General features: G+C 60.2%; 10 protein-coding genes. 3 read left to right on the forward strand and 7 right to left on the reverse strand.

What is annotated here, in order from left to right:
• Positions 1 to 173: 173 nt before the first annotated feature.
• The 4 genes from lon to tig all read right to left on the reverse strand — a co-directional run bounded on the left by lon (position 174) and on the right by tig (position 6,034).
• Entirely contained in the window at positions 174 to 2,528 is a 2,355-nt protein-coding gene (gene lon / locus ACB039_RS03215; RefSeq protein ID WP_005324110.1) for an endopeptidase La, read from the reverse strand.
• A 140-nt stretch (positions 2,529 to 2,668) separates the two neighbouring features.
• Positions 2,669 to 3,943 carry an ATP-dependent protease ATP-binding subunit ClpX gene (gene clpX / locus ACB039_RS03220; protein ID WP_005324108.1) on the reverse strand — a complete coding sequence of 425 codons (1,275 nt, stop codon included), beginning with the start codon at positions 3,941 to 3,943 and terminating at the stop codon, positions 2,669 to 2,671.
• A gap of 70 nt (positions 3,944 to 4,013) precedes the next feature.
• Positions 4,014 to 4,637, reverse strand: a complete 624-nt coding sequence (gene clpP, locus ACB039_RS03225) for an ATP-dependent Clp endopeptidase proteolytic subunit ClpP (protein ID WP_005324106.1) — start codon at positions 4,635 to 4,637, stop codon at positions 4,014 to 4,016.
• An 86-nt stretch (positions 4,638 to 4,723) separates the two neighbouring features.
• Entirely contained in the window at positions 4,724 to 6,034 is a 1,311-nt protein-coding gene (tig, locus tag ACB039_RS03230) for a trigger factor (RefSeq protein WP_042650384.1), read from the reverse strand.
• A 429-nt stretch (positions 6,035 to 6,463) separates the two neighbouring features.
• Between tig and ACB039_RS03235 the strand changes: the two genes are divergently transcribed.
• Both ACB039_RS03235 and yfbR read left to right on the forward strand, forming a co-directional pair.
• On the forward strand, positions 6,464 to 6,898 hold the full coding sequence (locus ACB039_RS03235) for a YccF domain-containing protein (RefSeq protein WP_041205872.1): 435 nt from the start codon (positions 6,464 to 6,466) through the stop codon (positions 6,896 to 6,898).
• Positions 6,899 to 6,988: 90 nt separating this feature from the next.
• Positions 6,989 to 7,579: a 5'-deoxynucleotidase gene (gene yfbR, locus ACB039_RS03240; RefSeq protein WP_005324098.1), complete on the forward strand. Its 591-nt coding sequence runs from the start codon at positions 6,989 to 6,991 to the stop codon at positions 7,577 to 7,579.
• Positions 7,580 to 7,679: 100 nt separating this feature from the next.
• On the opposite strand, the gene lolE is transcribed toward yfbR, so the two are convergent.
• The 3 genes from lolE to ACB039_RS03255 form a co-directional block, all read right to left on the reverse strand.
• Complete coding sequence (lolE, locus tag ACB039_RS03245; RefSeq protein ID WP_182785597.1) at positions 7,680 to 8,921, reverse strand: lipoprotein-releasing ABC transporter permease subunit LolE; 1,242 nt, start codon at positions 8,919 to 8,921, stop codon at positions 7,680 to 7,682.
• On the reverse strand, positions 8,921 to 9,619 hold the full coding sequence (gene lolD, locus ACB039_RS03250; RefSeq protein ID WP_371165148.1) for a lipoprotein-releasing ABC transporter ATP-binding protein LolD: 699 nt from the start codon (positions 9,617 to 9,619) through the stop codon (positions 8,921 to 8,923). The genes lolE and lolD overlap by 1 nt, the downstream gene beginning before the upstream one ends.
• 97 nt (positions 9,620 to 9,716) lie before the next feature.
• Positions 9,717 to 10,952, reverse strand: coding sequence for a lipoprotein-releasing ABC transporter permease subunit (locus tag ACB039_RS03255; protein ID WP_042650390.1), 1,236 nt, complete (start codon positions 10,950 to 10,952; stop codon positions 9,717 to 9,719).
• A 312-nt stretch (positions 10,953 to 11,264) separates the two neighbouring features.
• Between ACB039_RS03255 and ACB039_RS03260 the strand changes: the two genes are divergently transcribed.
• Positions 11,265 to 11,840: a PilZ domain-containing protein gene (locus ACB039_RS03260; protein WP_371165149.1), complete on the forward strand. Its 576-nt coding sequence runs from the start codon at positions 11,265 to 11,267 to the stop codon at positions 11,838 to 11,840.
• Position 11,841 lies beyond the last annotated feature (1 nt).

Below are 11,841 nucleotides of genomic sequence, written 5' to 3' on the forward strand. Positions count from 1 at the left end.
TTATAACAAGCCTCCTGATCAGTTGCAAGTGACAATCTGGCGCAAACCCGCGCCACATCACGCATTGCGACTCATCATGAGTACCCGATCGGTGGTCAAGGCTACTTCCGTTATCCGGTGCATGCAAGCCTTAACCACCCCCCGAATGCGCCAAATTTGCGGCGCATCAACATTTACACGACAGAAACGCGTTCGAAACCCTGCGGATTGTCCTGCAACGCCAGTGCAAGCACCTCATCAATCCAGCGAACCGGATAAATTTCAAGGTCTTGTTTGACATTGTCCGGGATCTCCTCGAGATCGCGTTCGTTCTCTTTCGGGATGAGCACCCGCTTGATGCCGCCACGGTGAGCCGCCAGCAGTTTTTCCTTGAGACCCCCGATGGGCAGCACCTCGCCGCGCAGGGTGATCTCGCCGGTCATGGCCACGTCGGCACGCACCGGGTTGCCGGTGAGGCTGGAAACCAGGGCGGTACACATGGCGATACCGGCACTCGGGCCGTCTTTCGGGGTCGCCCCTTCCGGCACGTGCACGTGGATGTCGCGCTTCTCGTAGAAGTCCGCGTTGATGCGCAGCTTCTCGGCACGGGCCCGTACCACCGTCATGGCAGCCTGGATGGACTCCTGCATCACGTCACCGAGTGAACCGGTATAGGTGAGCTTGCCCTTGCCCGGCATGTTGGTGGTCTCGATGGTGAGCAGATCGCCCCCCACTTCGGTCCATGCCAGCCCGCACACCTGGCCTACCTGATTCTGATCGGTGGCCTTGCCGTAGTCGAAACGCTGTACCCCGAGGAACTCCTTGAGGTTCTCCTGATTGACCAGAACATGCTTGATGCTCTTGTCCAGCAGGATGCGTTTGACTGCCTTGCGACAGATCTTGGAGATCTCACGCTCCAGGCTACGCACCCCCGCCTCGCGGGTGTAATAGCGGATGACGCCGATCAGGGCAGAGTCTTCGATGGTGATCTCGGACTCTTTCAGACCGTTGCGCTGTATCTGCTTGGCCAGCAGATGCTGCTTGGCAATGTTGAGCTTCTCGTCCTCGGTGTAACCGGACAGACGGATCACTTCCATCCGGTCCAGCAGCGGACCCGGGATATTCATGGAGTTGGAAGTGGCCACGAACATCACGTCCGACAGGTCATAATCCACTTCCAGATAGTGATCGTTGAAGCTGCTGTTCTGTTCGGGATCCAGCACTTCCAGCAGGGCGGATGCGGGATCGCCGCGCATGTCCGAGCTCATCTTGTCGATTTCGTCAAGCAGGAACAGCGGGTTCTTCACGCCGACTTTTGCCATCTTCTGGATGAGCTTGCCGGGCATGGAGCCGATATAGGTGCGGCGGTGACCGCGGATCTCCGCCTCGTCACGCACCCCACCGAGCGCCATGCGCACGTACTTGCGACCAGTCGCCTTGGCAATGGACTGACCGAGCGAGGTCTTGCCCACACCGGGAGGTCCAACCAGACAGAGGATGGGGCCCTTGAGCTTGTTCACCCGCGCCTGCACCGCCAGGTACTCGAGGATGCGATCCTTGACCTTGTCCAGGCCATAGTGATCCGAATCCAGCACCTCTTGTGCCTTGGCGAGATCCTTCTTGACCTTGGAGCGGGCCTTCCACGGCACCTGCACCATCCAGTCCACATAACTGCGCACCACTGTGGCTTCGGCAGACATGGGGGACATCATCTTCAGCTTGGCAAGCTCGGCCAGGGCCTTCTCACGGGCATCGTCCGGCATCCCCGCCTCGTCAATCTTGCGATTGAGGGCTTCGAATTCGTCCGGGCTGTCTTCCAGCTCACCCAGCTCTTTCTGGATGGCCTTCATCTGCTCGTTGAGATAGTACTCCCGCTGGCTCTTCTCCATCTGTTTCTTGACCCGGGAGCGGATGCGCTTCTCGACCTGCAAGAGGTCGATCTCCGACTCCATCATGGCCATCAGAAACTCGATGCGCTCGGACACAGAGGCGATTTCCAGCACCTTCTGCTTGTCTTCGAGCTTGAGCGGCATGTGGGCAGCCATGGTGTCAGCCAGGCGCGCCGCATCGTCGATCGCCGAAATCGAGGTCAGCACCTCGGGCGGGATCTTCTTGTTGAGCTTGATGTAGCCTTCAAACTGGCCGATGGCGGAGCGCACCAGCACATCCTGATCCTTCTCTTCGATGGGGGCAGACGCTATGTACTGCGCCTCACCGACGAAGAAGTCCTTGTCATCGATCATCCGCTCAAGACGGGCACGCTGGCCCCCTTCCACCAGCACCTTGACGGTGCCGTCAGGCAGCTTGAGCATCTGCAAAATGTTGGCCACTGTCCCGACGGAGAAGATCTCCTCCACCGTAGGCTCGTCAGTCGACGCATCCTTCTGGGCCACCAGCAGGACTTTTTTGTCCTGCTCCATGGCCGCTTCCAGACAGCGAATGGATTTTTCCCGCCCCACAAAGAGTGGAATGACCATGTGGGGGTAAACCACCACGTCACGAAGAGGCAGGACGGGAATCTCGATGCGTTCTGAACGCTCTAGGTTCATATATGTCCTCTCGGCTTGTTATACCGTTGGCAAAGCGCTTGGCTGAGTATATGGGGGCGCAAAGATGAGATTCAATCGTCTTGTCCGTAAAAAGCATGAAAGGGGCAAAATGCCCCTTTATGTGATTAAAAATCAGTCAGTTACTCTGACGCTGCGGCCTGTGTCTCGGGATTGTCGTAGATCATCAGGGGCGCGGAGTCCCCCTTGATCACCGTCTCGTCGATCACCACCTTGCTGACCCCTTCCAGGGAGGGCAGGTCATACATGGTGTCGAGCAACACGGCTTCGACGATGGATCTCAGGCCACGGGCACCGGTCTTGCGCTCCATTGCCTTGCGGGCGATGGCGTTCAGGGCGTCGTCACGAAACTCCAGCTCCACCTCTTCCAAGGCAAACAACGCGGCGTACTGCTTGGTCAGTGCGTTCTTCGGCTCTTTCAGTATCTGGATGAGGGCCGCTTCGTCCAGCTCGGTGAGGGTCGCCACCACCGGCAGACGACCGATGAACTCGGGGATAAGACCGTACTTGATCAAATCTTCCGGCTCCACCTTGGCAAAGTTCTCGCTTAAGGTCGCCTTGGCATTCTTGGATTTGACGTCAGCGCCAAACCCGATGCCGGTTCCCTTGACGGAACGCTGCTCGATCACCTTGTCCAGGCCGGCGAAGGCGCCACCACAGATGAAGAGGATCTTGGAGGTATCGACCTGCAGGAACTCCTGCTGCGGATGCTTGCGGCCACCTTGCGGCGGTACTGAGGCTATGGTGCCTTCGATCAGCTTCAGCAGTGCCTGCTGCACCCCTTCCCCGGACACATCGCGGGTGATGGAAGGGTTGTCCGACTTTCGGGAGATCTTGTCGATCTCGTCGATGTAGACGATGCCGCGCTGGGCCTTCTCCACGTCGTAGTCACACTTTTGCAGCAACTTCTGGATGATGTTCTCCACGTCCTCACCCACATAACCGGCTTCGGTCAATGTGGTGGCATCGGCCATGGTGAAGGGCACATCCAGCAGACGGGCGAGTGTCTCGGCCAGCAGGGTCTTGCCGCTGCCGGTCGGGCCAATCAGCAGGATGTTGGACTTGCCAAGCTCCACACCACCGGACTCGCTGCCGCTGCGCAGACGCTTGTAGTGGTTATAGACGGCAACTGCCAGCACCTTCTTGGCGTACTCCTGCCCGATCACGTAGTCGTCCAGATGGGCACGGATTTCATGAGGGGTCGGCAGCTCGCTACCATCGCGCTTGGGAGAGATCTCACGGATCTCCTCGCGGATGATGTCGTTGCACAGCTCGACACACTCATCACATACGTAGACGGAAGGGCCAGCGATCAGCTTACGCACTTCATGCTGGCTTTTGCCGCAGAAAGAGCAATAAAGCAGCTTGTCGCCCTCACCCTTGCGTTTCTCTGTCATTCAGCGACCTCGTTTTATCAATAGAGGATGGATCGTCCTGTTGAGTTTACAACAGGACGGGATACCCTGCTCAGCCGCGCTGGCTCAGGATGCCGTCAACCAGACCATAGGCCACAGCCTGCTCGGCCGACATGAAGTTGTCACGGTCGGTGTCGCGTTCTATGGTGGCCATGTCCTGTCCGGTATGGAAAGCCAGACGATCGTTCAGGGTATTCTTGATTTTCAGGATCTCCTGGGCATGGATCTGGATGTCAGATGCCTGGCCCTGGAAGCCGCCCAGCGGCTGGTGGATCATCACCCGAGCGTTAGGCAGGCAGAAACGCTTGCCCTTGGCACCACCGGCCAGCAGGAAGGCGCCCATGGAGCAGGCCTGCCCCATGCAGACGGTGCTGACGTCCGGCTTGATGAACTGCATGGTGTCATAGATGGACATCCCTGCAGTGACGGCACCACCCGGCGAGTTGATGTAGATGCTGATGTCCTGATCCGGGTTCTCGGACTCCAGGAACAGCAGCTGAGCCACCACCAGATTCGCCATGTGATCTTCAACCTGACCGGTCAGGAAGATCACCCGCTCCTTGAGCAGACGGGAATAGATGTCGTAGGAACGCTCACCCTTAGCCGTCTGCTCGACCACCATAGGGATGAGCGCATTGCGTGGGGATTCAGTCACATCGTTATAGTTCTTGTACATAAGGCATTGTCCCTAAAATAAAATGGCCCGAGTGGAGATCACACGAGCCATTATACTTAACAGTTTTGACCTTAAGTCAAATGTTCTTAGGCAGCGGCACCGGACTTGTTGATCACGTCGTCAAAGGCAACTTCTTTCTCGGTCACTTGCGCCTTGGACAGGATCAGGTCGATGGCTTGATCTTCTACTGCCAGGTTACGAACGCCGTTCAGCATCTGCTCGTTCTTCTGGTAGTACTCGATCACTTCCTTCGGATCTTCGTAGGCTGTGGCCATGGACTCGATGATGCTGGTCACACGGGCGTCGTCAGCCTTGATCTCGTTGGTGCGGATGACGTCACCCAGCAGCAGACCAACGCGTACGCGACGCTCGGCTTGCGCCTGGAACAGCTCGGCCGGCAGTTCAGGAGCGTTGCCGCCCTGGAAGCCACCGAAACGCTGCAGGGCTTGCTGACGCAGGGCGTCGATTTCCTGAGCAACGGCAGCCTTCGGCAGATCGATCTGGTTGGCTTCAACCAAGCCGTTCAGCACTTGCTCTTTCACGCTGTTTTTCAGGGCTTGAGCCAGTTCGCGCTCCATGTTCTTGCGCACTTCGGCCTTGAGCTCTTCAACGCTGCCGCTCTCGATGCCAAAACGCTTGACGAACTCTTCGGTCAGCTCAGGCAGTACCTGCTCTTCAACCTTGATCAGCTTGGAGGCAAACTTGGCCGCTTTGCCTTTCAGGGCTTCGGCGTGGTAGTCAGCCGGGAAAGTCACCTCGATGGTGAACTCGTCGCCCGCTTTCTTGCCCAGGATGGCGTCTTCGAAGCCAGGGATCATGCGACCGGCGCCCAGTTCCAGAGTGAAACCTTCGGCCTTGCCACCGTCGAACTCTTCACCGTCGATGGAACCGACGAAGTCCAGGGTGACACGCATGCCATTGGCGGCAGCGGCATCGACGTCAGACCAGGTGGCGTGCTGCTTGCGCAGGGTGTCGATCATGTTGGCCAGGTCGGCATCCTTGACGGAGGCAACCGGTTTCTCAACCTTGATGCTCTCGAGACCGGCAACTTCAAACTCCGGGTACACTTCGAAAGTGGCGGTGAATTCGAAATCCTGGCCTTCCTTGATCTCTTTCGGATCCATGGTCGGGGCACCGGCCGGGCTCAGTTTGCTCTCGATGATGGCCTTGATGAAGTTGTTCTGCATCATTTCATCGGCAACACGGGCATGGGCCATGGCGCCGAACATCTTCTTGATGATGGCAACCGGAGCCTTGCCAGGACGGAAACCGTCGATGCGACGAGTCTTGGCCAGGCCATTCAATTCTTTACGCACGGCAGCGTCAACGGTAGCAGCCGGTACAGTGATGGTAAGACGGCGTTCCAGACCTTGGGTTGTCTCTACAGAAACTTGCATTCTTTTACCTCGTTCAACTCAGCACTGTGTGCTGACCCTTTATTGCCCCTGGGCAAAGCCCGGAGTCTTCCTGTTTATAAAGACAACGACTGTCTTTGTGATGAGAAAATATGACGCGACATTATAGCGGCGCACATTGGTCGCGTCGAGCCGCACATCCCCCTCGGGGGCACAGACGGCACAATTTGCGCATGACTGCCTGCTATATGGGGAAGCCTGGCGCCTACTTCAAGCATCCGGCCCGCAATAATTTGCACTTGCTCACCCTTTTGTGCGCCACACCATGCTTTTTTCATCTTCCTGCGTCGTCAGGGTGCATCCGATCAGCGGGTCTGCGACCCAAATTGTCCACCTTCTCGCATCAGCCATTGCGTCCCTCTGCGCCGCTCGCTATGGTGACTGCCAATTTATGAGTCTGGAGTGACCCACATGTCCTTTTTCCGCTTCTTGTTCAATCTGCTCTGGTTCGTACTGGGAGGCGTCTTCATGGGGCTGGCCTGGTGGCTGGCCGGGCTGCTCTGCTTCGTCTCCCTGATAGGGATCCCCTGGGGACGTTCCTGTTTCGTCATCGGCACCTTCACCTTCTTCCCGTTTGGCAAGCAGGCGGTGAGCCGCAAGAGCATGACCGGCCAGAGCGATATCGGCACAGGTGCCCTGGGGATGATTGGCAACATCCTCTGGTTCCTGGTGATCGGGATCTGGCTGGCCATCGGCCACATCGCTTCGGCCCTGGCCTGCTTCGTGACCATCATCGGCATTCCGTTCGGCATCCAACACCTCAAGCTGGCCCTGATTGCCCTGGCGCCCATAGGCCAGATGGTGGTGACCAACCACGAGGCCGAGTCCGGTCGCTATATTCGCTAAACAAGAATGCATCGCCAGGCTATGCCTGGGATGTCAAAAAAGGGCAGACTAGGGTCTGCCCTTTTTCATTGCCCCAGTTCGAGGTCTTCCATGCTGCCCAGCCACTTCTTCGCCAACCTCGCCCGCATGCGGCTCATCTACCGCTGGCCCCTGATGCGCAACATACAGCCGGAAAACATCGCCGAGCACAGCCTGCAAGTGGCCATGGTGGCCCACGCCCTCGGCGTCATCAGCAACCGGCTGTTTGATGGCAAGGTGGATGCCAACCACGCCGCCGTGATGGCCCTCTATCACGACAGCAGCGAGGTGCTGACGGGCGATCTGCCGACCCCGGTCAAGTACTTCAACCCCGAGATAGCCCGCGAGTACAAGAAGATTGAACTCGCCGCCGAACAGCGCCTGCTGGGTATGCTGCCCACCGAGCTGGTGGAAGACTTTCGCCCCCTGCTCGACTCAGGTGCCCAGGACGACGCCCTGGCCCGGCTGGTGAAGGATGCCGACACCCTCTGCGCCTATACCAAGTGTCTGGAGGAGATAAATGCAGGCAACCGGGAGTTCGAGCCCGCGCGCAAGCGCCTAGAGCAGATGTTGGAGGCCAGGATGAACCCGGCAATGCGCTACTTTATCGATGTGTTCGTGGCGAGCTTCTCGTTGCCCCTCGATGAGCTCAACGCCCACTAAGCCAGTCGGAACGACCAGAAGAGAGAAGGGCCCGCCGATGCAGACCGGCGGGCCCTTCTTTTTCAACATATTGCTAGGCTTGGCAGACCTGGCTCGCGGATCAGTGTCCCAGCTCCCGGGAAGGCACCAGACCGCTCGCCCGCCAGGCGGGATAGAGGGTGGCCAGCAGACTCATCAGGATGGCGGCACTGGTCACTATCATCAGATCCTGCATGTGCAGTTCGGTCGGCAGGAAGTCGATGAAGTAGATGTCCGGGTTCAAGAAACGATGGCCGATCACCCCTTCGATGAAGCTCAGGATCTGAGTCAGCTTGCTGGAGAGCAGGCCCCCCAACAAGGCCCCGAGCAAGGCCCCGAGCACCCCGTTCACCATCCCCTGGATGACGAAGGTGAGCCGGATCTGGCCCGGGCTCGCCCCCATAGTCTTGAGGATGGCGATCTCGCTGCGCTTCTCGTTCACCGCCATCACCAGGGTGGAGACGATGTTGAAACAGGCCACCGCCACCACCATCAGCATCACCACGTACATGACGGTGCGCACCATCTGGATGTCCTGATAGAGGTAGCCCTGGCGGCTCATCCAGCTGCTGATGTAGACGTAGTGCGGGAATTTGCGGGCGGCCGCCACCGTGATGGACTGCGCCTTGAGCACGTCGTTCACCTTGAGGCTGAAGCCTTCCACCGCGCTGCCCATGCCGGTGATGGACTGGGCATCGGTCAGGTGCATGAAGCCGAGCACGCCGTCGAGCTGGCCGCCTATCTCCAGCAGCCCCACCACGGTCAGGGTCTCCCGCCGGGGATTCTTGATCCCCGTCTCGTCTCCCCCTTGGGGCAGCAGCAGGGTCACGGGGTCACCTATCTTGACCCCCAGTTTGTCGGCGATGGTCTTGCCGAGGATCACCCCGTGCTCGCCCGCCTGGAGTTCACGAAAACCCAGCCCCGTCATGTAGTTGCCTGCATCTGACAGGTTCGCCTCGAGCTCGGGCAGCACGGCGCGCACCTGCACCCCCTTGATGGCGGAGCCGTGCTCCAGCAGGCCATCGAGGCGGATGACCGGGGCCGCAGCCTCGATCCCGGGCTGGGCCAGCAGGTAGTCCCGAAGCCTCGGCCAGTCAGGCAGGGGCGCCTCCATGCCGATGAGCTCACCGTGGGGCACCACAGAGAGCACCCTGTTTTTAAGTTCCCGCTCGAAGCCGTTCATGGCGGAGAGGCCAAGAATGAGGGCCATCACCCCGAGGGCTATGCCGATGAGGGAAGAGGCGGAAATAAAGGCGATGAAGCCGTTGCGACGGCGGGAGCGACTGTAACGCAGGCCCAGAAAGAGGGGCAGCGGCTTGAACATCAGGCGACCTCCGCCATGATGCCGCTCACCAGGGTCACCCGGCGGTGCAGCTTGGCAGCCAGGTTCAAGTCATGGGTGACCACCACGAAGGCGGTGCCCAGCTCCCGGTTGAGCTCGCAGAGCAGTTCGTACACCGCGGTGGCGCTGGCATGATCCAGGTTGCCGGTAGGCTCGTCCGCCAGCACCAGGCTCGGCTCGTTGACCAGGGCACGGGCGATGGCCACCCGCTGGCGCTCGCCACCGGAGAGCTCGGAAGGCCGGTGATTGAGACGGTGGGAGAGCCCCACCCGTCCCAGCATCCGGGTCGCCTTGTCAGTGGCGCTCGCCACCGACTCGCCGGCGATCAGCAGCGGCATGGCAGTGTTTTCCAGCGCGGTGAACTCGGCCAGCAGGTGGTGGAACTGATAGACGAAGCCCAGCTCCTGATTGCGAAAACGAGCCTGGGTCTTGCTGTCCCAGTGGTGGATATCCTGCCCCTTGAACAACACGGCGCCGCTCGAGGGGTTGTCCAGCGCCCCCATCAGGTGCAGCAAGGTGGTCTTGCCCGAGCCCGAGCTCCCCACCACCGCCAGCATCTCGCCTGGGGCGACGCAGAGATCTATCCCCTTGAGCACCTGGGTCTCCAGATTGCCCTCTTTATAGACATGGTTGAGGGCCTGACAGCGCAGCAGAGGCTCGCAGGACTGGGGTTCATTCATAACAGGGGCTCCACTTATACCAGTGACCACATTGGCACCAGTCACAACGCCGGCACTCGCACCGGAGGTAACAACAGAAGATGATGGATTCACAGCGCTATTCATAACGTAATGCCTCGGCCGGTTTGACCCGGGCCGCACGGGCTGCCGGATAGAGGGTGGCACTGAAGCTCAGCAGCACGGCCCCCAGCAAGATGGTCATGACCTGGGCGGGTTCGACGATGACCGGCAGACCGCTGCCCCCCGCCGCCATATAGAGGTTGAGCCCCACTGCATCGAGCAGGGGGTTGAGTCCGAACGACAGGGCCAGCCCCGCCAGACCGCCAAACAGGGCGCCGATGACGCCGCTCGACGCCCCCAGCACCATGAAAATCTTGACGATCCCCGACTCGCTCATGCCCATGGTGCGCAATATGGCCACCTCCCCTTCCTTGTCGGTGACCACCATCACCAGGGCGGAGAGGATGTTGAAGGTGGCGACCGCGATGATCAGCACCAGCATCAGCCCCATCATGCGTTTCTCCATGGCCACCGCCTGGAAGAGTTCACCCCGCTCCCGGCGCCAGTCCTGCCACTCCAGCCCGTCCGGCAGCGCGGTTTTCACCACCTGGTCGGCGGCGAAGGGATCGTCGAGCCAGAGGCGGATGCCGCCCACCGTCTCCTCGGGCAGGCGCAGCAGGCGCTGGGCGTCCCCCAGGGCAATCAGCGCCACCTGGCTGTCCACGTCGGCGCCGACCCCGAAGATGCCGGAGACGGTGAAGATCCGCTGGGCCGGTACCCGGCCAAAGGGGGTGAAGCGGGTCCCTTCGGTCAGGATGAGACGCACCTCGTCGCCAATGGAGACCTTGAGGCGGTTGGCCACCCCCTGCCCCAGCACTATGTGGTATTGGCCGCGCTGCAGGCTGTCCAGCCGTCCCCCCAGCATCTGGGCATGGAGAATGTCATCCTTGGGCCAGCGGGCCGGATCTATCCCCTGCACGCTCACCCCGGTGAGCTGGCCCGGGCTTTGCAACATGCCTTCGCTGTCGAGCATGGGGGCCGTGGCCACCACGTGGGGCAACTTGTCGAGATCGGGCAGGCCGGGCGGATGGGCATCGATGCGCCCCGCCGGATTGGTCACCACCACGTGGGGGATCACCCCGAGAATGCGCCCCTTGAGCTGCCCCTCGAACCCGTTCATCACCGAAATGACCACCATCAGGGCAGCAACCCCGATGGCGATGCCAAAGGTGGAAAACAGGGAGATAAAGGAGACGAAGCGGTTACTGCGTCGCGAGCCTGCATAACGCAGGCCTATGGCCAGCGAGAGTGGCTGAAAAAGTCCGGTCTTCAAGGATATCTACGTTGCCAACAAAATAAGATGCCGGATAATAGGGTCTGTTGACGCTTCAACGCAAGCCGCGTTGCCGCAGCAGATGACGCCGGGGCTGGCGCAATGGCCCATTCCCCTGAGCCCAGGAGGCAGCCCATGGCGCCATGTTTTGCCGAATGCGCAGGCCCCCGCCGCCATGTTGCGCCCCCACAGTGACGGGAGAGCCCCAGGGGCGACCGGAGATGGCGTCTCGCGCCAGACCGGGGACGCCGCGGCGGGGCAAGGTCAGCAGTGCCTATAAAAAATCGTCTATGACAACAAGGGATAGCCTCCATGCAGGAACAGTTCTTCAGCGTCACCCATGCCACGCCGGTCAATGTGATCCCCATGCCGGCCGACTTTCACCTGCCGACGCTGGAGGCTCTTGACGCCGAGCTGCCCGAGCCCTTTCGCATCGCCTCCGCCATCACCTCCATCGACCTGGTGAGCAGCCGCCTGCTGCGCAACCAGAACGAGTCCATGCACGATCTGGTGGAGATCATCAACCAGCAGTCCCGCAAGATCGACATGATCATGGGCTTCGTGCTGGCGGCGCAGGATCACCCCGAACATCGCTTCCACACCCTGCGCTTTGGCGCCGGCCAGCTCACCTACCTGCACCCACGCCAGGGTCACGGCGAGCCGCCGCAGTTGCACCAGATAGTGCGGCTCAAGATCTTCCTGCGGGAAGAGGCCTCCGCCGTCTACTGCTATGGCGAAGTCAAGCAGCGGGAGCACGGCGAGCATGGCGAGCATGTGGTGCTCGACTATGTGCGGATCCGCGAGGATGACAGGGAGCTGCTGGTGCGTGCCAGCCTGCATGTGCAATCCAAGCAGCTCAAACTGCGTGCCCAAGAGCGTCAGCGCTAAT

Source organism: Aeromonas sp. S2(2024), from assembly GCF_041402505.1.
Lineage (GTDB): Bacteria > Pseudomonadota > Gammaproteobacteria > Enterobacterales > Aeromonadaceae > Aeromonas > Aeromonas media.